The following is a 20,852-nucleotide window of genomic DNA, read 5'->3' on the forward strand; positions in this document are numbered from 1 at the left end:
ATATGCGCATGGACTCATCCCAGCTCAATACCGCGCAGCCAGGGGCGGTGAGCGGCAATGCACGCGTGGTGCTGGTGACGCAGTCCTCATCGCACGCTTTCTGGCTGGCGAGTGCTCTGGGCAGCGATGCGGAAGTGATACCGGTGGCCGGCGATCTGGCAACGCTTCACACTGCGATTTCGGCGTCGGGGCTTGGCGTGGTGGTGGTGGATTTCTCGGCTCCCATGACGGACGCCGCCGTCGCCCTGGTCAGCGATCTGCGCGCCAGTTTCCCTGGTGTGGTGATCATGGGATCCGGCTCTGCTGCCGAGCCCACTTCAATGCGTGCGGCTCTGCGCTGCGGCGTGGTTGAATTTATTGACTGGGATGCGTCCGAAGGCGAGGCCAATGCGGCCATCAGGCATCAGATGCATGCACGCAGTCAGCTGCCTGCGGCGGTGGCGCTGGAGCCGCAAACTAAAGGTTTCTCCCTGCCTTTGCTGGGAGCCCGTGTAGGGATGGGTGTGACTACGCTGGCAACGCATCTGGCCGTGATGTTCCAGGAAATGCATGCCTATGACGTGCGAGGCACCAAGAATAGAAAGCAGGTTGCCAGGCCTTTTGGCGCAAGTCAGTTGCCGCTGGAAGAGTCCGCACATGCGGCGTTGCTGGATCTGGGCCTGCCTGCACGCGATGGCTTGCTGTATCTGGGTATCGCGGGTGACTTCAGTTTTGTGGATGCGGTTCAGAATACGCGCCGCCTGGACGCTACATTGATTGAATCGGCCTTTGCCAAGCACTCCACGGGCACTGTGACTCTGGCTTGGCCCTCCGATCTGGGCATGCTGCGCGAAGTCAGTCCAGCCGCTGCAGCGGGCGTAGTCAACACGCTAAAGAGCCTGCTTGGGGTGCAGGTGATTGATCTGGGTGGCATGGCGCAGGCAGATTTTCTGGCGCCGTTGCTGCGCGAGAGCGGACAGGGATGGGTGATTTGTGACCAGTCGCTTGGAGGCATTGTGTCTACGGCGCAGATGCTCAAGGAACTCGATGCCAAGGGCGTGAATCGCGGCATGCTCAAGCTGGTGCTCAACCGCTTCAATGCGCAAGCCGGCCTGCCCGCCAAAGAGGTCGCACAGCGCCTTGGTCTGGAATTGCTGCACGTGGTTCCGGATCGGTCCACGGTTTTGCTGAATGCGGCCAGCTGCGGCCAGCTGTTGTCGCAATCGTTGCGCGGTGATCCCTATGTGACCTGTGTCAGAAGCATGGCCAGAGCATTGCTGAGCGGAGCGCTTGCGGCCGACAAGGTCGCGGCGCCGGCGTCGGGCGTTCTCGGGCAATGGGCCAAGCGATGGAGGAAAGGCGAATGAGCATGGACATCGTTTTCGCCGAAAAAAGCAGTCATTTTTCGGACTCCAAGCAGCTGCTGCTGATCAAGAATGTCGCACACGAGCATTTGCTGACGCGTGTGGAGGAACTGGGGGCGGTGTTTGCCAAATGGTCAACCAGTCGTGTGCGCCAGTTTGTGCATCAGGAGCTTGAGCAGTTTGTGCGTCAGCAGCGCTTTCCCGTCAACGACGAGGAGGTGCAATGGATTGCGCAGGCCCTGAACAAGGAACTGTCGGGGCTGGGGCCACTTGACGATCTGATGGCCGACCCGGAGGTCGAGGACATTCTGATCAACGGCTATCAGCGCGTCTTTGTCTCGCGAAAGGGCATTTTGCAGCAGGAGGCCCTGCACTTCACCGACAACGCCCATGTGCTGCGCATCGTGCGCCGCATCATCTCCCCGCTGGGCCGCCGCCTTGATGAATCCACGCCCATGGTCGATGCGCGTTTGCCGGACGGCGGGCGTATCAATGTGGTGATAGAGCCGCTGTCGCTGGACGGGCCGGCGGTTTCGATACGCAAGTTTCGCAATGATCCGCTGCGGGTTCAGGATCTGGTCGATTTCGGCACCATGGACGAAGGCATGGCCCGCCTGCTGGAGCTGGCGGTGCGCGAGCGCTGCAATATCCTCATAAGCGGCGGCACCAGTTGCGGCAAGACCTCCATGCTCAATGCGATTGCAGGCTTCATCCCCGGCAATGAGCGGGTGGTGACGATTGAGGATACAGCCGAGCTGACACTGCCTCATCCGCATGTGGTACGCATGGAAAGCCGCCCCGGTGGTTTTGAAGGCGCCGGAGTGGTTTCCATACGGGATCTGCTGCGCAACAGCTTGCGCATGCGCCCGGATCGCATTGTGGTGGGCGAGGTGCGCGGTGCGGAAGTGCTGGAGATGCTACAGGCCATGAATACCGGTCACGACGGCTCCATGGCCACGATCCACGCCAGTTCTCCTCGGGAGTGTCTGCACCGCATGGAGATGCTTGCGGGCTTTGCGGGTTTTCAGGGCAGCGAGGTCAGCCTGCGCCGCCAGATTGCCAATGCGCTCGATTTCATCGTGCAGATCAGCCGCCTGCCCAATGGCAAGCGGCGCATCACATCTATCACCGAAGTCACAGGCATCATCGATAGCGTGATTGCCACCCAGGAGCTCTATCGCCACGAGTTGCTGCCGCAGCCCGACGGGGAGGATCTGGAGCGCTGGACCACGCTGGGCATGGTGCCGCATACGCCCAAGCTGGCGCGCTATCGTGCGGTGCTGCAGCACGCGGGTGGCAACGGCGCAAACCATGCGGGGCTGCGCCATGGCTAGCCATGCATTCCTACTCCTGAGTCTGGCGCTGCTGATTGCTGCAGCCGCCATGGGGCTGTGGATGCTTGTCGGCCGGCAGCAGAGGACGCACCGTATGACCAGGCATCTGGAGCAGAGCCTGGAGAAGAGTGCCGCCGCTGCGGCCGGGTTTGCCGCCAAGGATGCAGCGGCATCGGCTTTTGATGGTTCGGTAGCGGATGCTTTGCTGGGCAATGAGAGAAGAACAGGCTGGCCGGTTCCCGCAATCTTGTTGGGGACTGTGGGTGCCAGACTTTTCTATGGCGGGCTGGTCCTGATTGCTGCGACGTTTCTGGCCGTTGGTCTTGCGGTCGGCTGGCTGGCGGCCAGTGCCGCGCTGGTGCTGCTGGGGATTGGCTTTTTCTTTTGGCTTTACTCGCGGGCTCAGAAGTTTCGCGCCAGGCTCACGCAGCAGCTGCCTGGTTTTCTCGACAACACGGTGCGCTTGGTGACGATTGGAAACTCCGTTCAGGCGGCCTTCCAGATGGCAGCGGCCAGCACCAAAGACCCTTTGCAGTCGGTCATGGAAAAAGCCGCCAGTCTGGCTCGTGCGGGTATGGATCTGGAGAATGCGGTGGCCCATGTGGCCAGGCAGACAAGGCTGGATGAGTTGCACCTACTGGCAGCCATCTTGCGCATCAGCGTGCGTTATGGAGGCCGGGTCGATCTGCTGCTGGAGCGTGTGGCCCACTTCATGCGTGACCGCGAGCAGGCCGAGCAGGACCTGTCTGCCATGACGGCCGAAACGCGCATGTCCGCCTGGGTGTTGAGCCTGCTGCCGGTGGCCGTGTGTTGTCTGATCATTTCTTTCAATGCGAGCTATTTCCTGAATATGTGGAATGACGCCGGTGGCCGCAACATCATCTGGGCGGCGGCGGCTCTGCAGGTCTTTGGTGTTGTGTTGCTCTACCGCATGGCCAAGCTCGATGAGGGGGCTGACTGATGGAGACATCCCGTCTTTTGCTGATGCTGAGCGTGGCGTTTCTGGCCCTGGCTGCGCTGATAGGTGCGGTTTTGATTGCCTACGCACATCAGCGCCGTGAACGCAGCAGCAAGGTGGTTCAGGATGCGCTGAGCCGCAGCGGTGCTGCTGCGGCGAGCGCGACAGCAGTGCCTTCCAAGCCTGCAGATCTGCTGCGCTCGCTTAATGGCGATGGCGACCTGCCTGCGCACTGGCTCAATACCTCGTTGGGCAAGTCATTGGTTGCACAGGAAGACCGCATTTTGCTGAGCAAATGCGGCTGGGGATCGACTCGCGCACAGCTGCAATATCTGTTAGCACGCTGCGTGGTTTCCGTATTGCTTTTACTGCTGGCTGCCTTTGTTTTTTCGGGCAGCAAGCATTTTCTGCTTTACCTGTTTGCAGCATTCACCATAGGCTTTCTGCTTCCCAAATGGGTGCTGCGCAGCGTGGCGCGCCGCCGCAGGGCCAGCGTCGCCCGCGAGCTGCCTTTGCTCGTCGACTTGCTGGGCTTGCTGCAAGGCACGGGCATGAGCCTGGATCAGACTCTGCAGGTGATTGGCTCCGATTTCGGCAATGTCATGCCCGTACTCTCCAAGGAAATACAGCTGGCCAACCAGCAATACAGCCGAGGCAGCACACGCGAGCGTTCCTTTGCCCGCATGAGCGAGGTCTATCAGAGCGACAACTTGACCAATCTGACATCGCTGATGATTCAGATCGACAGATACGGCGGAGCCGTGCAGGAGCCGCTGCGCATTTTTGGCGAACGTCTGCGCGAGGAGCGCAAGGCCAAGATGAAGGAGTTGATAGGAAAGATCTCGGTCAAGATGACGGGCGTCATGGTCCTGACGCTGCTGCCGGCCCTGATCATCGTTACTGCCGGACCCGGCTTTCTGGCCGTGATGAAGGCATTGGGGGGGATAAACAAATGAAAAAAGAAAGCCGATATCTGATGCTGCCATTGGCGGCTACAACCATGGCCCTGCTGTCGGGCTGCTCCAGCATGGGCAATCTGCTGGGGCAGAGCCAGCCCGTGCTGTCGCCCGCGGCCAAGGCCGCGGCAGACAGGCCGCTGGAGAAGGAGGCGGTGGTCGACACGCAGGACACCTACCTCTCTCTGGTCAAACAGATGCAGTCCAAGTCGCTCTGGTATGCCTCCATCGCGCACCTGGACGCACTGGACAAACAATGGGGCGCTTCCAGCGATTCGCGGCTGCTGCGCGCCGATGCATTGCGTCAGGTGGGGCAGCTCAGTGCAGCCATCCCCATCTACCAGGGCCTGCTGGGCAGTGCCAAGGATGGGGCCGCACGCTACGGCCTGGGCCGTGTGGCCGCAGAGCAGGGCGACTTTCGCAGTGCCGCACAGCAGATGGAGCAGGCGCGCATGAGCAACCCTGTGGATTCGCGCTTGTTGACCGATCTGGGCTATGCCTATCTGCGTGCGCATGATCTGAACGCAGCGCGCATTCCGCTGATGCAGGCGGCGCAGCTCAACCCCGAGGATGCGCAGGTCAACGTCAATCTGAGCCTGTTCATGATGGTCAGCGGCCAGAACGCGCAGGCCGAGGAATTCATGCGCCAGCGCAAGCTGGACGCACAGACCCAGCAACTGGTCAAGGAGCAGGCCGGGGAGTGGTCGAGGACTGCAAGCCTGGCAGCAGCAAAGCCTGCCGCAGCTGCGACCGGAAAGGTCGTCAACCTCTCCCGTCCGGAAGTGAAGACTGCAACCGAGGCCGTGGCCAGCTCCGGGAAATCCGCCGAAGCGCCGGAGCCTGCTGCGGTGCAGGAGGTACCCGCCGCAAAAAAGCCCGTACCGGAGCCTGAAGCTGCAAAGGCTCCGGTAGTGGTAGTCAAGGCAGCGGAGTCTGTGCCATCTCGTACCGCTTCGTTGCCGTTGCTGCTGCCCCAAGCGCAGCCCATGGTGGCGCGGAATGTGGAGCGGGCGCCCAGCGGTGGTCAGTGGATGGTCTCTGGCGGCAGCTTTGATGCAGGAAGACCGCGTCACCCCGGTCAGGGAGCGAGCCAGTTTGTGCCGGCGGCTCAGCAAACCTATGCCTACGCGCCGCCTGTGCCTATGCAGGCAATAGCTGCTCCTGTCGATGTAGCGGCTACCGCTCCATTGGAAAGGATTTCAGAGTCAAAGCAGTCTGAAGCATCCATATTTAAAGCGCAATCAGCTCCTGCATCGATAGCGATAGTGGCGCCGCCGCTGGAGGCGGCCGTGGCGACGGCTTCTCAGTCCGCGAAGCAGGAGACGCCCAAGCCTGCACAGCCTCTGCTTACCGAGGCGATGCCCGCAAAACCGCAGCAGACGCAGCCAGAGTCGGCTTCGCAAGCCGAGCCTGCGGTGCAGCCCGTGATCGCGCGCCAGCCTGTGCGCCCGACAAGATCGATGCCGGAGGCTGCGGTGGTGATGGCGGCAGCACATCCTGCCGCCGTTCGCCAGGCCGGTGAATCCGGTGGCAAGCAGGCCGTGCAAGCCATGCTGCCCCAGCGCACCGCGGCGGGCGGCTTGTTTTTCGAGACCCCCGATGAAGATGCCGGCAGCAAGCCTGCAGCTTCTGCCAAGAAGAGTGCGCCCGAGCGTGCCTGGCCCTGAACCTTCAAGGAGTCCCCATGAATACGCAGACAGCATTCACCCAACGGGCCCGCGCATTCACCCTGGCGTTGATGGGACTGGGCACGGCCTCGGTCGCCATGGCGCAGGCCGGCAGCAGTACCGGCGCCGGCACGGGAGTGACCAATATGAGTGCGCCTCGAAGTGCGGCAGCGATGCCCGCAGCACCTGCACAGGCAGCAGTGACGCAGACACCAGCTCCCGGCAATGCTTCCCTGACACCACCGGCAAGCAATCGGGTAGGCGACGCCTCCAGCTATCTGCTGGCATTGCAGGCCAGCGGCCAGTATGCATCGCGCAATGCCTATCCCGTGACAAGCGATGTGGCACAGCGTACCTATCAGCGCTATCTGGAGAGCTTTACCCACAAGATCCCGGAAAGCACGGAAACACAGGTGAGCAGTAAAACCGGCGGCAACCGCTAGGCGGCCACAGAGGTTCTCTGCATGCAGTCTTTTGCCAAAGGCCTGAGCCGTGCTCGCATGCGTCGCCAATCGGGTTCCGTAGCGACGCTGGGGGCGCTGTGGCTGATGATTGCCGTGATCTGCCTGGCAACCATCGATATCGGCAATGTGTTCTGGCAGAAGCGTGAGCTGCAGAAGATCGCCGATCTGGCGGCGCTGGCGGGGGCCCAGGGCGAAACCCCGGCAGACTGCCAGGCGAATGCGGCTCGTATCGCGACCTTGAACGGGATGACGGGTGCGCCGCAGGTTGAATGCGGGAACTGGACCCCAAGTCCCGGGGTGGCCGATACCAGGACCTATTTTGTGAATGGGGCCAGCCCCTTGAATGCTTCCCGTGTGACCGTTGCCCGAACGGTGCCGTATTTGTTCCTGTTTTCAGTGACTGCTGCGAATGGCCGTCAGGTCGAAGCCGTTGCAACCGCGGCGCGAAGCAGGCCGTTGGCACAGCTGAGAATCAGAAGCACCTTGCTTGTCATCGACGATAAGAAATCGGCCATTTTGAATCCGATCATTGGCGGTTTGCTGGGGGGGAATTTGAATATTCAGGCAGTGGGCTGGAACGGTCTGGCCAATGCCCATGTTTCCCTGCTCGATTTCTTCAAGGAATTGGGTGGAAAAAAAGGACTCATAGATATCAATGCGACCGTGATTGATTACGAGAAGATATTGGATGCGCCTATTTCGGCTCTCGATGTGGTCAACGTCATGCTGACGCTTTTCCAAAGGCCGATTTCCAATGGAGACTCAGCCTCCGCAGTCAATGCAGCGATTACTGCACTGAATGCCGTGATTGCCGCCAATATATCCAATGTGCAGATCACACTTAGACAAATATTGAACGTCAGTTCAGGCTTGCCGGAAGCTGCACTGCAGACGCAATTGAACGCCTTGAACATCATCCAGTTGCTGGCTCAGGTTTCAGGACAGAAGAACGGAGTGGCTGTCAAGGGAAATGCACTGGATATTCCTGGAGTGGCTGGCGTAAAGCTCAACCTGAAGGTGATTGAGCCGCCTCAGGCATCGGTGATTGCCGCATTGCCCACCACCAGCGCATCCTCTTATGCCAACGCTGCAGTAGCGGTGAAAACCGCCCAGATTCAAGCACTGATATCGGTAGATCTCAAGGTGCTGGACGGCTTGTCCGGGCTTGTCAATGCATTGGGAGGTTTGATTGGCTTGCTGACCAGTGTCTCGCCTCAGCTGACAACGTTGCCCACCCGGTTTGATGTGCAGGTCGAAGGGGTTGGGGCGCAGGCCTGGGTGGAGAATGGTCAATGCTTGCCCACCAGGAGGATGAGGGTCCATGCCGAAACCTCGGTGGCCAAGATCCGGTTCGGGCGGTTCGGCAACTCTGCTGATGAGGCATTCACGAACGCCTTCAGCAAGAACCCATCGAGCTATCTGCAGCCCTTCAAGATTATCGATATAGGTCGCCAACTCCTACTCTCCCCAAGAGAGGCTGGCTATTATGGGGGGATAGGGTTGAAGATTGACTCCTCGGAGGCCTTGAAAGATTCCAAGATCTTCGATTTGAGCGCGCCCGACAGCCTGCTGTCCTTGAACAGCAACAATGAAGCATTTCAGAAATTCAGCATGAAGGGTTTGATAGCCAGCTTGCAGGGACTGTTTGGTAACAACAAGATCGAAGTCATTCAGCCTCCGTCCGGCAGTGATCTTCTGGCCGGGTTGCTGGATCTTGTGACCAAGCTGGTTGCGGAAATTCTCAAAACACTGTCTACAGTGATTGCGCAAATCCTGGCGCCTCTACTGGACCCCGTCTTGAATCAGCTCCTGGGACTTCTCGGGATCGATCTGGCACAGGCCGAGTTGGAGGGGCGCATGGACTGCGGAACGGTTGCGCTGGTCTATTAGTGGCAATCAATGCAGGTTTGCAAGAACCGTCTTCAAGATGTGGGACGTCGTTTCCAGACGAATCCAGGCCCGTGATCCCTGCAGATTCAGTCGCATGCTGTAGATCGATTGGCCCAGACACCACCCCACCCACACCGTCCCCACAGGCTTTTCGGCAGAGCCTCCGCTCGGGCCCGCAACCCCCGTCACGGCAATGCTGACCTGGGCGCGTGAATGGCGGATGGCGCCCTCGGCCATGGCACGCACGACTTCTTCGCTGACGGCGCCGTGCCTGGCGATCAGCTCGGCGGGCACGCCCAGCATCTCGGTCTTGGCCTCGTTGGAATAGGTCACGAAACCACGCTCGAACCATTGGCTGGAACCTGCGAGATCGGTGCAGGCCGCGGCAATCATGCCGCCGGTGCAGCTTTCGGCGGTGGCCAGCATCCAGCCTTTTTCGGTCAGCCTGGCGGCCAGTTGTCGCACCAGCTCTTCGATGCTGCTTGCTTGTGTACTCATCGTCTCCTCCATGGCTTGGGCCGTTAGAAGAAATGTCGCCAAATGGCGATCACCAGCAGGGTGCAGAAGGCGGCTACCAGGTCATCCCACATGATTCCCCAGCCGCCGCGCGGGCCGAAGCCTTTGAACAGGCGGTCGGCCCATTTGACGGGCTGGGGTTTGACGGCATCAAAAAAGCGGAACAGCGCAAAGCAGGTCAGCTGCCCCCAGAAGCCCATGGGCATGCTCAGCCACAGAACAATCCACATGGCGACCACTTCGTCCCAGACGATATGGCCGGGGTCGGCCACGCGCATATGCTTTGCGGTGACGGTGCAGGCCCACCAGCCTACGGGAATGCTGGCGGCAATCAGCCAGCCGATCTGTGCCGGGCTCAGCCACATCGCCAGCACCAGATAGGCCAGCCATGCCCACAGGCTGCCCACCGTGCCGGGGGCGACGCGGGGCAGGCCGGAGCCAAAGCCCAGCGCAATCAAATGGGCCGGATGCTGCAGCATGAACTTCACGCTGGGGTGGGCGATTCCCGCCGCACTCATGCCGGGGCGTGCTTTGTTATTGATAGCTGCTTGCGCACTATCCACATGCGCTGCGGCGCTATCTGATAGATCATCCGTCATGGCGTGATGATACGCGCTGCCTTACTGCAGGCCGGTGATGGGCTGGTTTTCGGGGAAGCGGATCTGGTGCGTGGCCTGGAACTGGGCCGTGCTGCGGGCGGCCAGATTCTGCTCCCAGGCAATCATGCCGTTTTGCGCGTTCCAGCTGGTGGTGGCGGGCGGCGGGCTGTATTGCGACTGCACCTTGATCTGCTCATTGCGCGAAACAGGGGCCGAGTCCAGCACCTGCAGCGCAATGGACTGGTTGTGGCGGTTTTCCACGGCATAGCTGCGCACGATGCTGCGCTCGGTCTTGCTGCTGGCCCAGCCGCCGCTGCCGGTGTGGCTTTGCGCAGGCAGGCGGCGCACCACGACGTTGTCATCGCGACCAAAAGACAGTCCCTGCGCCAGCGCCTGGGCGTTGCCAAAGTCCAGCCTGCCATTGCCAACCAGTGCGTCGTCGCGCAGCAGCGCCACCGGGCCTGCCGGCCAGATGCCTGGCGGAGCCTGCAGCGTGGCAATCAGATAGGCCGCCTCTTCCATGGCCGGCGCGGTGCGGGTCAGCAAGTTGGTCGCCAGATTTTCCTGACCTAGCGACAGCGTGATGCGCTCGGCGCTGGAGGGTACGCTGATCTTGTACGGCACGATGAATTGCGTGCTGTAGGCCGTGTTGATGCTGGAGACATCGAGCACCGGCAAGTCCGGGGCTGCTGCCACTTCGCGCATGGCGCCGGCACTGCTGCGCGCCATCATGGCGACGGGGGCTGGTGCCGGAGCGGCGGGGGGCATCGGCTGGGCAATATCCACCGTCCAGGGGCGCGGCATGGCACCCTGGGAGCTGCGGCCAGGCTGTCCAGTGGACAGGCGCAGGCGCACATTGCTCCAGTCTTCGCCACTGGCCTGCACCACCAGGGCCTGGCGCTCCAGCTGCACCTGCTGTCTGGCAGTGTTCAGCTGCGCACGGTAGCTGGGCTGCCAGCTGGGGCCGCGCACCTGGTAGCTGAGGCGCACATTGGCCGCGCGTGCGCTGGCCAGTTGCACGCTGACTTTCATGACCTGAGACTGCTCGGAGCCCGTGCGGTCTCGTTCCTGACGCAGGGGCTGCAGCTGTGCCAGCAGGTCCTGTTTCTGGCGCTGAATCTGGTGGGCACGCAGGCTGTTGTCGCGGCTGGTCTGGCGCAGGACCTGGCTGGTGCCGGCGATCTGCGCGGGGCTGATTCTGGCTTCGTCGCCAGGCTTGCTCATGCCCTGCAGAAAATCGCCCACCAGCCTGGCGGCGCTTTCTTCGGCCTCGATGTTCGCGAGCTGATCCTCAAGGCTGCGAATCTGCTGATCCAGCGGGCTGGTGCATTCGTTGGCAGCCATCTGCCTGGACTGCATCAGGGTCTTGATTTCACCCACGCGCACGCCTTCGTCGCCGCTGATCTGCAGGCTCTGTGTGTCCACGCTGGCGGGCAGGCATTCAAAGCTGAGCAGGCGGGTCTGGGCTTCGATGCGTGCCTCGCGCTGTACGGCGGCGATGCCGGGATAGAGCGTGACCTCGGTGATAGGCGCGCGATTGCCCGAGACACTGAGGCTGCTGGCGTCGGCCAGGGCGAGCCCGGGCAAAGCAGCGGCAAAACAGACCATGGACACAGGCAGAAGACGGCTTGAACGCATTGGCAGCTCTTTTGGGCAGTGGACAGGGACATGACTTACGCAAAACGGGTTCAGGCAAGAAGACTGCCTCAGCAGGCAGGCCCTTGTTGCATTCCTGTTTGCGTAAGTCCTAAGAACGTGTTCACGATCTCTACGCAGCCGCGTTAGAGCGCAATCGGAATGAGTTCGAAGCGATGGCTCGCCGCTTGCACCGGGGTGCAAGCAAGAGTCAGCGCGCAGCAAATCGCCCGATTGCGCTCCAACCCTTGGGGACAATGTCTTTGCGGGCGGTCTGCGGCGTTGCGAATCCTCGCAATAGCACGGCTATTGCTGCGGTATCGCGCCTTGCATCCCATCCCGCAAAGCCTCTGTCGCGGCACGAGGAAATCGTGAACACGTTCTAAGGGCTTGAGCTTAACCCAGGCGGTTTCCTATCCCTTTCCTGGCGCCTCTTGCGCCCAGACCGCGTTCCTTGCGTTCATCCGCCGAAGTGGTCGAAGGACTTCCAGCGGTTTTGCAGCAGCGCGCCGTCCGCTCCGATCACCCGCAGACCCGGCTCGGCATCGATGCGGCCTATGCGATGCACCGGTGTGCCGCTGGCAGCGCCTGCTGCCAGTACGTCGGCATGCCGGGCTGCGGGGGCGGTAAAGCACAGCTCGTAGTCATCGCCGCCGGCCAGCGTGCATTGCTGCTGCAGTCTTGCATCCAGTTGCCATGCACTGCCTGACGCGTAGGCGGCAGCCGCCATCAAGGGCGTGACGCAGCGGCTGTCTACCGTGGCGCCGACGCTGGACAGCTCCAGGATATGGCCGAGATCGCCGAGCAGGCCGTCGCTGACATCCAGCGCGCTGCTGGCAATGCCGCGCAGCGCAAGGCCCAGCGTCACGCGCGGCGTCGGTGCTTCCAGCCTCTGGCGGGCCTGCTGTAGCAGCTCGGCAGACAAGGGCGCATGTCCCAGCATGGCCTCCAGTGCCAGGCGTGCATCGCCCAGATTGCCGCTGACCCAGATCTCATCGCCAGCCTTGGCGCCGCTGCGCAGCAAGGCCTGGCCGGCAGGGACTTCGCCGAACACGGTAATGCAGATATTGAGCGGGCCGCCCGTGGTGTCGCCGCCAATGAGTTCACAGTCATGGGCATCGGCCAGGGTCAGCAGGCCGGCCGCAAACTCGCTGATCCAGGCTTCGTCGGCGCGGGGCAGGGACAGGGCCAGCGTGAACGCCAGGGGCCTGGCACCGCTGGCGGCCAGATCGCTGAGGTTGACGGCCAGAGCCTTGTGACCGAGCAGGCGCGGGTTCACATCGGCAAAGAAGTGGCGGCCCTCGACCAGCATGTCGCTGGAGATGGCCAGCTGCATGCCAGGGGCCGGGGCCAGCAGCGCGCAATCGTCGCCCACGCCAAGGGCGGCGCGACGCACGGGGCGCTGGAAATAGCGGCGGATCAGATCGAATTCACCCATGAGGTCTCTGGCCGCCCGCAATGCTGCGGCCTGGTGGGCCGCTGGTCAGCGGCGGTTGAAGGTCAAGGCCAGAAAAAGCTCAGCGGCCTGCGCCAGAAGCGCTGGCGTATGGCCTTGTAGATGCGTGATCGGTCCACGCCGCTGACGTTGTGGGCACGCAGCGCAACTCGGAAAGCCAGGTAAAAGCTCACCCCCACGTTCAGCGCCGCATTGAAGGGCAGCATGGCCACGGCCCACCACAGCAGGTCGTCATGCAGCACCTCCCAGCCCAGCGATGCCACGGCCACGCCGATCTGGCCCGTGGACAGGGTGACGTGGCGAACCTCCAGACCCAGGCCGAAGAAGGCCGCAAATGCAGGCACCAGCCCCAGCATGAAGCCCAGCGAGATATTGGATGCCAGGCTGGAGACATTCTTGCGCAAGAAGCGCGCCCAGCGATCTGCGCGAGCCTTGCCCAGAAAGCGGGTGATGCCGGGGTTGTAGCGAATCACCGAATCGATATTGCGCAGCACAAACCAGTTTTCCGCACCGCCGGCAATCAGGCTGCTGACAAACAGCAGCACGCCGGTAAAGGCGGCGAAGAGTACGGACGGCCCCAGCAGACTCAGCGAGTCCAGCACCTGGCGTGCATGCGGGGTGCTCAGCGCCTGATGACCGACCAGATAGGCATAGCCCAGCGACAGCAGCAGCGCCCCCGGAAAGACGATGAGCACGTTGCCCAGAATGGCGGCCACCTGGGAGCGCACCAGATGGGCGACTTCATCGACGAACTCCTGGATGGAGTCATCGCTCTGAATGTCCTTGAGTTTGGCCGCCATGGCCGGCGCCGTCATGGCCGGCTGCTTGGTGGCCACCGTGAAGTGCAGCATCTGGATCAGCACAAAGCTGATGGCGTAGTTGAAGCCCGCAGCCAGTCCCGCCCAGAAGACGGACAGGCCCAGCGCATACAGCGCAAACTTGGCCAGCGTGGTGAAGGCCATCACCAGGCCGCCGCCCGCGGCCTTGGCCACCATCTTGCGGTACTCGCTGCCGTCGCGGGTGATGTAGTGCTCGCCGGTTTCGGCGCTGCGCTCGGCCACCTTGGCGGCCAGCAAGGATGAGTTGGTGGACATCAGCGCGCGCACGCTGCGCCGCTCTATGCCCACGGCCACCAGGTTGGACAGCAGCTCTGACGTCTCGTAGGCACGGTCTTCGGCCAGCAGGCAGTCGAGCAGGCGGCGAATGCGCAGAATGCGCGCACGCACCTGGCGCAGGCGGAAGATCAGGCCGACGGAAATGCCTTCGGCCTCGACATAGGAGTACACCGATGACACGGCGGCGCGGCAGGCTTCAAGCCGCTCGCGCAACTGCGCTGCAGCGGCGTCGCGCCTGTCGGTGGTACGCAGCGGCAGCATGACTTCCACGCGCAGGTTTTCCACATCGTGGATCAGCGCATGAAACGGCTTTTCCTCGCGTGCCTGCTCGCTCATGCGCAGACGCAGCTCGGGGGCAAATCCGGTGGAGAGAATCTGGCCCGCGCAATAGGTGATGGCATCCAGCAGATTGCGCTCCCAGAAGCTCACGCCTTCGTCCTGCTGCTGCGGGGTCAGCAAGGTAGTGATGCGGGCCATGAGCTGGCTGTCCAGCGCATGCAGCCAGCGGGCGTCGAAGCGGTCGGGAAAGACCAGCATGAACAGCTCGGAGGCATCCTCGGTCTCGGGCGTGCTGGGCAGCAGCTTGTAGCGCAGGCGCTCGGCCACTTCGCTGGCCATGGCGGTGCGCGGGGCAAAGCCGAAATCGGCCAGCAGGGCGGTGATGTCCACCGTCTCCATCAGCGTCTGGCTCCAGCGGCGCAGCCGGGCTAGGGTTTCGGGGTCGGCCTCGAAGGCCTCCACGACCTGTTTCACACGCTGCACGGCACCTTCGACAGAAGGCTCGGCCGCGCGAATCCATTCGGCCAGATAAATCAGCCACAGATGGCGTTGTGCAAGGCCTGCATCGGGGTCAAGGGAGGCCAGCAGGCCGGGCAGATCAAGAGTGCTTTTCTTCATGCAAATGTGGGGCAGGCCTCAGTGCAGAACGCGCTTCTCGGGCATGGGCATGGGGTCGCCGGACTCGTTCATCTGCAATACGAAGAGCGGAATCTCGCATTCGAAGGTCTCGCCCTCGTGATTCACGCAGAGATAGCTTCCCCGCATGGTGCCCGAGGGCGTACGCAGCTGGCAGCCGCTGCTGTACTCGAAGGACTCACCAGGCTGCAGCAGCGGCTGTCGCCCCACCACGCCCAGGCCTTTGACCTCTTCGACATGGCCCAGCTCGTTGGTGATGATCCAGTGCCGCGCAATCAGCTGCGCCGGCACCTCACCCGTGTTGGTGACGGTAATGGTGTAGGAAAACACATAGACGCCGGCGGCCGGGGCGGATTGCTCGGGCAGGTAGGCGGGCTGGACTTGGACCAGAAACTCATTCATCGGCATGAGCTAATGGTAACTGCGACAATTGCAATCCATGAGCCCCACCTACCGTATTGCCCCCTCCATCCTGTCAGCCGACTTCGCCCGTCTGGGTGAAGAAGTGCGTAATGTCATTGCGGCCGGCGCCGACTGGATCCACTTTGACGTGATGGACAACCATTACGTGCCGAATCTGACCTTCGGCCCCATGATCTGTCAGGCTTTGAAGCCCCATTCGGTGACACCCGATGGCAAGCCCGTGCCCATCGACGTGCATCTGATGGTGCAGCCCGTGGACGACCTTGCCACGGCCTTTGCCAAGGCGGGTGCGGACTACATCAGCTTTCACCCCGATGCCTCGCAGCATGTGCACCGCAGCATCCAGAACATCAAAAGCCATGGCTGCAAGGCCGGCCTGGTGTTCAACCCTGCCACGCCGCTGGACGTGCTGGACTGGGTGATCGAGGACATCGACCTGATCCTCTTGATGAGCGTGAACCCCGGTTTCGGCGGTCAAAGCTTTATTGATAGCACGCTGCGTAAGGTGGAAGCTGCTCGCAAGCGTATTGAAGCCAGTGGCAAGGATATCCGCCTGGAAGTGGATGGCGGCATCAAGGAAGCCAATATCCGCGCCGTGGCCGATGCCGGTGCCGATACCTTTGTGGCTGGCAGCGCCATTTTCGGCAAGCCGGATTACAAGGCTGTCATCGACACCATGCGCAAGAATCTGGCCTGACTCCCGCTTAAGGCGCTGCGACCCGCAGCACCTTCGCACCGGGGTGGCGAGGCCGCCCAGGCTTGGTTTCCTGCCCTGACTTCGGCTGCGCTCGATACACGAGCGCGGCTTTTGGAGTCGGGGCATGAAAGTTTTAGTGTTTTTGGCTGCAAGCCCAATATTGAAATGCGCATGCAGCTATTGAGTTGATAGTTGTATGAAGCTGAATCTGCCTGCTCCCGCCGCCGCCCTGGAACTGGATGCCGTGATGGTCGACCTCGATGGCACCATGGTGAACACGCTGGGTGACTTTGCCGAAGCGCTCAACCGCATGCTGGCCGATCTGCAACTGCCGGCCATAGCGCCGCAGATCATCGAGAACATGGTGGGTAAGGGCAGCGAACATCTGATCCGCTCCGTGCTGGCGCATGTAGAGGCACCGGACATCGATGCCCTGTATCCCCGGGCCTGGCAGCGTTATGAGAACCATTACCTGGCCATCAACGGCCAGTTTGCCGATGTCTATCCGGGTGTGGCCGAAGGTCTGCAGGCACTTCAGTCCCTGGGTCTGCGCATGGCCTGCCTGACCAACAAGCCCCTGTCCTTTGCTCAACCCCTGCTGGCCGCCAAGGGGCTGGACGGCTTTTTCGACTGTGTGTTCGGGGGCGACTCCTTCGCGCGCAAGAAGCCCGACCCCATGCCACTGGTCGAGACCTGCAAGGCTCTGGGCAGCGAACCTGCGCGCACGTTGATGGTGGGCGACTCCAGCAACGATGCCCAGGCCGCCCATGCAGCAGGCTGTCCCGTGGTGCTGATGACCTATGGCTACAACCACGGAGAGCCCATCACGGCGGTCGAGGCCAGGGCCCATCTGGATTCTCTGGCGCAACTTGCAGTGTGATGCTGTCTGTTGGTCTGTATATCTGGCAAGAAAGAGTGCGGATAAGCATATTTGCTAGAGTCATCGGCTTTGTTTGAACCAATGTCGGCTCGTGCATCGCCTTGCAGCCGGCAGAGAACGAAGGGGGACTCACGCCACATGCACGGACTGCACCTGACTGCCGACCTTTACCAATGCGCAGGCTGCGAGCGCTACATGCTCGATGCCGATGCCATCGCCGGGCTTTGCCGCGAACAGACTGCGGCCTCGGGACTGACCCTGGTGGATGACACCTGGGTGAAGTTTCCGCCCTATGAAGGCCAGCCCGGCGGGGTAACGGGTACGGTGCTGCTGGCGGAGTCTCATCTGGCCATACATACCTGGCCCGAGACGGGCAGTGTCACTATCGACGTCTATGTGTGCAATTTTTCGGCCGACAACTCGGGCAAGGCCCGCAGGCTGATGGAAGGCGTGATCGACGCTTTCGCGCCCCGAAAGGTGTTGCGCCAACAATTGATGCGCGGCGACATCGGCATGGCGCAGCCGGCAGACCGTGATGTGGACCCTGTACCCGAGCCCGAATCCGGCTGGGCCATGGAGCAGCTCACGCCCCATGCGCGCTTTGGTTACCGCGCCACGGCGCTGCAGACGCAGCAGACCCCGTATCAGAAGCTGGAGCTGCTGCAGACGCCGCAGTTCGGCAAGGTGCTGCGTCTGGATGATTGCTTCATGACCTCCGAGGGCGAGGAGTTTTTCTATCACGAGGCTCTGGTGCACCCGGCGGCCATGGTCCACCCCGCGCCGCGCAAGGCCCTGATTCTGGGAGGCGGCGATGGCGGGGCCGCGGAGGAACTGCTCAAGCACCCGAGTATCGAGCGCGTGGTGCTGGCCGAGCTGGATGAGGCCGTGGTGCAGTTCTCACGCCAGCATCTGCAAGCCGTGCATCGCGGCGCACTCGATGATGCCCGTGTCGAGGTCTGCATAGGCGACGGTCTGGCCCTGATGGAGGCAACCGATGAGCGCTTCGATCTGGCGCTGATGGATCTGACCGATCCAGACACCCCGGCCAGCGCCTTGTATGCGCCTGACTCGCTGGCACGCATGAAGCGTGTGCTGGCGCCGGGCGGCGCGCTGGTGCTGCATCTGGGTAGCCCCGTCTTCCACGGCCCGCAGGTGGCCGAGCTGGTACGCAGCCTGCGTCAGCAGTTTGCCGTGGTGCGTTGCTACGGCCTCTACATTCCGCTTTACGGTGCTTACTGGGGGTTGGCCGTGGCCTCCGATGAGCTCGATCCGCTGGAGCTGAAGGCGCAGCAGCTGGCCGAGCGCCTCAGGCAGCGCAAGGTGCAGGATCTGCAGTACTACAACGAGCAGGTGCACGGCGCGCTGTTTGCGCTGCCCAACTATTACCGCGAGCTGCTCAAGTGAGTCAGCCAGTCTCGCCCAGCAGCGCTTTCTTGAGCTGCTGATCGGCGGGCTTGGGGCCCAGCCAGATGCCCAGCAGGGCGTTGAAGAATTCGGGCTCCTTGAAGGCATCGCCCTGTGGCTGGCCCTTGACGGTCACGATGGTGCCCTGGCCGGGAAGCCAGTCCACCATGAAGTTCTCGCCCGCGAGCAGCTTTTTGTGCTGGGTGAAGATCTCGCTCATGCGCATCACCCCCGGAATCAGCTTGGAGAAGGCTGCCCGCTCCATATTGTCTTCCATGCCGCGTGAGAACAGCTTGCCCAGCTCGGCCGAATCGATATCGCGCAGCATGGTCACGCTGATGCGCTTGGGCCCGGGGAGGGCAGCGATTTCCTGCAGGCTGCGCGCCGGCTTTTCCAGATACAGGCCTGCGGTATAGACCTTGAAAACGGCCTTGTAGCGGGTGCCTGCGCCATTGAGCTGCAGGGCCTGACCCTGCAACTGCAAGCTGGGTGCGTAGTTCACACCATGCAACTTGACGGGTTCAGTCGGGCGCTCCTGAGCATGGGTGGCGAAGCTGGCAAGCGCAGCGGCCAGCAGCAAAGCCTGTGGCCAACGTAAGCTGGGCATGAATGTCTCCTCGTGTTGGTTGTTCCAGGCCGCTCTGCAGGTGGCCTTGAATTGCGAACGGTCGTGCATATTTGTGTCTGCCAGATTTCGTCGCAATAAGGACTGTCCCCAGCATGGGGCTTTGAGATGGGTCTTTCCCCGGGTATCTGTATTGCGGAGAAATTCCGCAGTTCATGCGCTACACTGTCCGGCATCATGTTCATTCATCGCACGTTCAATGCAGGTTGTGGAGACCGGGGAGCCTGGCCCTGGCGTAAGCCTGCACATCTGAACTGCTGAAGCACCCGGCACGAGCCCGGCGTGCACCCCGCGGCCCCATGCGTTGCATACTTCGGGCCAATTGGAATGAACCGGCGCATCCTCTCTTCAAACGCGTCATCTGCCCCGTAATCAATCCGTGCAGATGCACCATGCGCCATGACTCCCGGAGCTTCTCCCGTGATCACGGAACTGGAATTCAAATCGCTTGCGGCCCAAGGCTATAACCGCATCCCCCTGCTGATCGAGGCCTTTGCCGACCTCGAAACCCCGCTGTCCCTCTATCTCAAGCTGGCCCATGCCAATGGCGACGGCAAGTACAGCTTCTTGCTGGAATCCGTCGTCGGCGGCGAGCGCTTCGGTCGCTACAGCTTCATCGGCCTGCCGGCACGCAGCTTTGTGCGTGCATCGGGCTTCGGTGACCATGCCAGGACCGAGGTCGTGACCGACGGCAAGGTGGTGGAGACTGCCGGCGGCAATCCGCTGGACTTCATCGCGGCCTATCAGCAGCGCTTCAAGGTGGCCGTCACGCCCGGCATGCCGCGTTTTTGCGGCGGTCTGGCCGGCTATTTCGGCTATGACGCCGTGCGCTACATCGAGAAAAAGCTGGAGAGCAGCTGCCCGCCCGACAGCCTGGGCACGCCCGACATCATGCTGCTGCAGTGCGAAGAGGTCGCCGTCATCGACAACCTCTCGGGCAAGCTCTACCTCATCGTCTACGCCAACCCTGGTGAGGCCGAAGCCTATACCCGCGCCAAGAAGCGACTGCGCCAGCTCAAGGACCAGCTGCGCTATTCGGTCAGCGCGCCGCAGATTCGTGCCGGCGAGAGCTATCCCGCAGAGCGCAGCTTCGACAAGCAGGACTATCTGGACGCCGTGCAAAAGGCCAAGGAGCTGATCGCGGCAGGCGACTTCATGCAGGTGCAGGTGGGCCAGCGCATTCACAAGCGTTTCACGGCCTCGCCACTGTCGCTGTACCGCGCGCTGCGCTCGCTCAACCCCAGCCCCTATATGTACTTCTACCATTTCGGAGATTTCCATGTGGTGGGGGCCAGCCCGGAGATTCTGGTGCGCCAGGAGCGCACGCCCGACGGCCAGAAGGTCACGATTCGCCCCCTCGCCGGCACCCGTCCGCGCGGCAATACGGTGGAGGCCGACAAGGCCACCGAGCAGGAGCTGATCGCCGACCCCAAGGAGCGTGCCGAGCATGTGATGCTGATCGACCTGGCGCGCAACGATATCGGCCGCATTGCCAGGACCGGCAGCGTCAAGGTGACCGAAGCCTTTGCCGTGGAGCGCTACAGCCATGTCATGCATATCGTGAGCAATGTGGAAGGCATCTTGCAGGACGGCATGGACAATATGGATGTCTTCAAGGCCACCTTCCCCGCCGGCACGCTGACGGGCGCTCCCAAGGTGCATGCCATGGAAGTCATCGACCGGCTCGAGCCCGGCAAGCGCGGCATCTACGGCGGTGCCTGCGGCTATCTGAGCTTTGCCGGTGACATGGATCTGGCGATTGCGATCCGTACCGGCGTCATCAAGGACAACGTGCTCTATGTGCAGGCCGCTGCCGGCGTGGTGGCCGACTCCGTGCCCGAGCTGGAGTGGAGAGAGACCGAGCACAAGGCCCGCGCCCTGCTGCGCGCCGCAGAACTGGTTGAGGAAGGTCTGGAATGAAAAACGACTACCCCCTGAGGCGCTGCGCACCTTCCCCCTTGAAGGGGGACGACGG

18 protein-coding genes are annotated in these 20,852 nt (G+C 62.1%); 11 read left to right on the forward strand and 7 right to left on the reverse strand.

Going from position 1 to position 20,852, the window contains the following annotated elements:
• Nucleotides 1-8: 8 nt before the first annotated feature.
• Genes F3J24_RS06050 through F3J24_RS06080 form a run of 7 tightly spaced genes read left to right on the forward strand, consistent with a single transcriptional unit; the run spans nt 9 to nt 8,612 of the window.
• Nucleotides 9-1,346 (forward strand): histidine kinase, encoded by a 1,338-nt coding sequence (locus F3J24_RS06050; protein ID WP_240154273.1) that lies wholly within the window; start codon nt 9-11, stop codon nt 1,344-1,346.
• Entirely contained in the window at nt 1,343-2,677 is a 1,335-nt protein-coding gene (locus F3J24_RS06055; protein ID WP_043003903.1) for a CpaF family protein, read from the forward strand. The genes F3J24_RS06050 and F3J24_RS06055 overlap by 4 nt, the downstream gene beginning before the upstream one ends.
• Nucleotides 2,670-3,638: a type II secretion system F family protein gene (locus tag F3J24_RS06060; RefSeq protein ID WP_167003648.1), complete on the forward strand. Its 969-nt coding sequence runs from the start codon at nt 2,670-2,672 to the stop codon at nt 3,636-3,638. The genes F3J24_RS06055 and F3J24_RS06060 overlap by 8 nt, the downstream gene beginning before the upstream one ends.
• The gene (locus F3J24_RS06065) at nt 3,638-4,591 is read left to right on the forward strand and encodes a type II secretion system F family protein (RefSeq protein ID WP_167003650.1); all 954 of its coding nucleotides are present in this window, start codon (nt 3,638-3,640) and stop codon (nt 4,589-4,591) included. The genes F3J24_RS06060 and F3J24_RS06065 overlap by 1 nt, the downstream gene beginning before the upstream one ends.
• The gene (locus F3J24_RS06070; protein ID WP_167003652.1) at nt 4,588-6,258 is read left to right on the forward strand and encodes a tetratricopeptide repeat protein; all 1,671 of its coding nucleotides are present in this window, start codon (nt 4,588-4,590) and stop codon (nt 6,256-6,258) included. The genes F3J24_RS06065 and F3J24_RS06070 overlap by 4 nt, the downstream gene beginning before the upstream one ends.
• Nucleotides 6,259-6,275: 17 nt before the next feature.
• Nucleotides 6,276-6,701, forward strand: coding sequence for a DUF3613 domain-containing protein (locus F3J24_RS06075; RefSeq protein ID WP_167003654.1), 426 nt, complete (start codon nt 6,276-6,278; stop codon nt 6,699-6,701).
• 21 nt (nt 6,702-6,722) lie between these two features.
• Complete coding sequence (locus F3J24_RS06080; protein ID WP_167003656.1) at nt 6,723-8,612, forward strand: TadG family pilus assembly protein; 1,890 nt, start codon at nt 6,723-6,725, stop codon at nt 8,610-8,612.
• 6 nt (nt 8,613-8,618) lie between these two features.
• Here the strand turns inward: F3J24_RS06080 and F3J24_RS06085 are convergent, their stop codons facing one another.
• From F3J24_RS06085 to apaG, 6 genes are all read right to left on the reverse strand, one after another.
• Nucleotides 8,619-9,110: a CinA family protein gene (locus F3J24_RS06085; RefSeq protein ID WP_167003658.1), complete on the reverse strand. Its 492-nt coding sequence runs from the start codon at nt 9,108-9,110 to the stop codon at nt 8,619-8,621.
• A gap of 23 nt (nt 9,111-9,133) precedes the next feature.
• Nucleotides 9,134-9,727, reverse strand: coding sequence for a phosphatidylglycerophosphatase A (locus F3J24_RS06090; RefSeq protein ID WP_167003660.1), 594 nt, complete (start codon nt 9,725-9,727; stop codon nt 9,134-9,136).
• Between the two features lie 21 nt (nt 9,728-9,748).
• Entirely contained in the window at nt 9,749-11,365 is a 1,617-nt protein-coding gene (locus F3J24_RS06095) for a mucoidy inhibitor MuiA family protein (RefSeq protein ID WP_167003662.1), read from the reverse strand.
• A gap of 457 nt (nt 11,366-11,822) precedes the next feature.
• The gene (gene thiL, locus F3J24_RS06100) at nt 11,823-12,800 is read right to left on the reverse strand and encodes a thiamine-phosphate kinase (RefSeq protein ID WP_167003664.1); all 978 of its coding nucleotides are present in this window, start codon (nt 12,798-12,800) and stop codon (nt 11,823-11,825) included.
• Between the two features lie 62 nt (nt 12,801-12,862).
• A complete protein-coding gene (locus F3J24_RS06105; protein ID WP_167003667.1) occupies nt 12,863-14,830 on the reverse strand; it encodes a site-specific recombinase in 1,968 nt (655 codons plus the stop codon).
• Nucleotides 14,831-14,848: 18 nt separating this feature from the next.
• Nucleotides 14,849-15,256: a Co2+/Mg2+ efflux protein ApaG gene (apaG, locus tag F3J24_RS06110; RefSeq protein WP_167003669.1), complete on the reverse strand. Its 408-nt coding sequence runs from the start codon at nt 15,254-15,256 to the stop codon at nt 14,849-14,851.
• A 31-nt stretch (nt 15,257-15,287) separates the two neighbouring features.
• On the opposite strand from apaG, the gene rpe reads away from it, so the two are divergent.
• From rpe to speE, 3 genes are all read left to right on the forward strand, one after another.
• Nucleotides 15,288-15,968 (forward strand): ribulose-phosphate 3-epimerase, encoded by a 681-nt coding sequence (rpe, locus tag F3J24_RS06115; protein WP_050872514.1) that lies wholly within the window; start codon nt 15,288-15,290, stop codon nt 15,966-15,968.
• Nucleotides 15,969-16,164: 196 nt separating this feature from the next.
• Nucleotides 16,165-16,848, forward strand: a complete 684-nt coding sequence (gph, locus tag F3J24_RS06120) for a phosphoglycolate phosphatase (RefSeq protein ID WP_167003671.1) — start codon at nt 16,165-16,167, stop codon at nt 16,846-16,848.
• 138 nt (nt 16,849-16,986) lie between these two features.
• Nucleotides 16,987-18,252, forward strand: coding sequence for a polyamine aminopropyltransferase (gene speE / locus F3J24_RS06125; protein ID WP_167003673.1), 1,266 nt, complete (start codon nt 16,987-16,989; stop codon nt 18,250-18,252).
• A 1-nt stretch (nt 18,253) separates the two neighbouring features.
• Here the strand turns inward: speE and F3J24_RS06130 are convergent, their stop codons facing one another.
• Entirely contained in the window at nt 18,254-18,859 is a 606-nt protein-coding gene (locus F3J24_RS06130) for a chalcone isomerase family protein (RefSeq protein WP_167003675.1), read from the reverse strand.
• A gap of 438 nt (nt 18,860-19,297) precedes the next feature.
• Between F3J24_RS06130 and trpE the strand changes: the two genes are divergently transcribed.
• On the forward strand, nt 19,298-20,797 hold the full coding sequence (gene trpE / locus F3J24_RS06135; protein WP_167005231.1) for an anthranilate synthase component I: 1,500 nt from the start codon (nt 19,298-19,300) through the stop codon (nt 20,795-20,797).
• Nucleotides 20,798-20,852: the final 55 nt, after the last annotated feature.

It is taken from the genome of Comamonas sp. Tr-654, from assembly GCF_011752915.1.
Lineage (GTDB): Bacteria > Pseudomonadota > Gammaproteobacteria > Burkholderiales > Burkholderiaceae_C > Comamonas.

What these genes read in the sequence shown, in the direction of transcription:
- rpe (WP_050872514.1), top strand. Translation starts at nt 15,288, where the DNA reads ATGAGCCCCACCTACCGTATTGCCCCCTCCATCCTGTCAGCCGACTTC.
- F3J24_RS06050 (WP_240154273.1), top strand. Translation starts at nt 9, where the DNA reads ATGGACTCATCCCAGCTCAATACCGCGCAGCCAGGGGCGGTGAGCGGC.
- F3J24_RS06095 (WP_167003662.1), bottom strand. Translation starts at nt 11,365, where the DNA reads ATGCGTTCAAGCCGTCTTCTGCCTGTGTCCATGGTCTGTTTTGCCGCT.
- F3J24_RS06105 (WP_167003667.1), bottom strand. Translation starts at nt 14,830, where the DNA reads ATGAAGAAAAGCACTCTTGATCTGCCCGGCCTGCTGGCCTCCCTTGAC.
- F3J24_RS06090 (WP_167003660.1), bottom strand. Translation starts at nt 9,727, where the DNA reads ATGACGGATGATCTATCAGATAGCGCCGCAGCGCATGTGGATAGTGCG.
- F3J24_RS06130 (WP_167003675.1), bottom strand. Translation starts at nt 18,859, where the DNA reads ATGCCCAGCTTACGTTGGCCACAGGCTTTGCTGCTGGCCGCTGCGCTT.
- F3J24_RS06055 (WP_043003903.1), top strand. Translation starts at nt 1,343, where the DNA reads ATGAGCATGGACATCGTTTTCGCCGAAAAAAGCAGTCATTTTTCGGAC.
- F3J24_RS06080 (WP_167003656.1), top strand. Translation starts at nt 6,723, where the DNA reads ATGCAGTCTTTTGCCAAAGGCCTGAGCCGTGCTCGCATGCGTCGCCAA.
- F3J24_RS06060 (WP_167003648.1), top strand. Translation starts at nt 2,670, where the DNA reads ATGGCTAGCCATGCATTCCTACTCCTGAGTCTGGCGCTGCTGATTGCT.
- F3J24_RS06065 (WP_167003650.1), top strand. Translation starts at nt 3,638, where the DNA reads ATGGAGACATCCCGTCTTTTGCTGATGCTGAGCGTGGCGTTTCTGGCC.
- F3J24_RS06075 (WP_167003654.1), top strand. Translation starts at nt 6,276, where the DNA reads ATGAATACGCAGACAGCATTCACCCAACGGGCCCGCGCATTCACCCTG.
- speE (WP_167003673.1), top strand. Translation starts at nt 16,987, where the DNA reads ATGCACGGACTGCACCTGACTGCCGACCTTTACCAATGCGCAGGCTGC.
- thiL (WP_167003664.1), bottom strand. Translation starts at nt 12,800, where the DNA reads ATGGGTGAATTCGATCTGATCCGCCGCTATTTCCAGCGCCCCGTGCGT.
- F3J24_RS06085 (WP_167003658.1), bottom strand. Translation starts at nt 9,110, where the DNA reads ATGAGTACACAAGCAAGCAGCATCGAAGAGCTGGTGCGACAACTGGCC.
- apaG (WP_167003669.1), bottom strand. Translation starts at nt 15,256, where the DNA reads ATGCCGATGAATGAGTTTCTGGTCCAAGTCCAGCCCGCCTACCTGCCC.
- gph (WP_167003671.1), top strand. Translation starts at nt 16,165, where the DNA reads ATGAAGCTGAATCTGCCTGCTCCCGCCGCCGCCCTGGAACTGGATGCC.
- F3J24_RS06070 (WP_167003652.1), top strand. Translation starts at nt 4,588, where the DNA reads ATGAAAAAAGAAAGCCGATATCTGATGCTGCCATTGGCGGCTACAACC.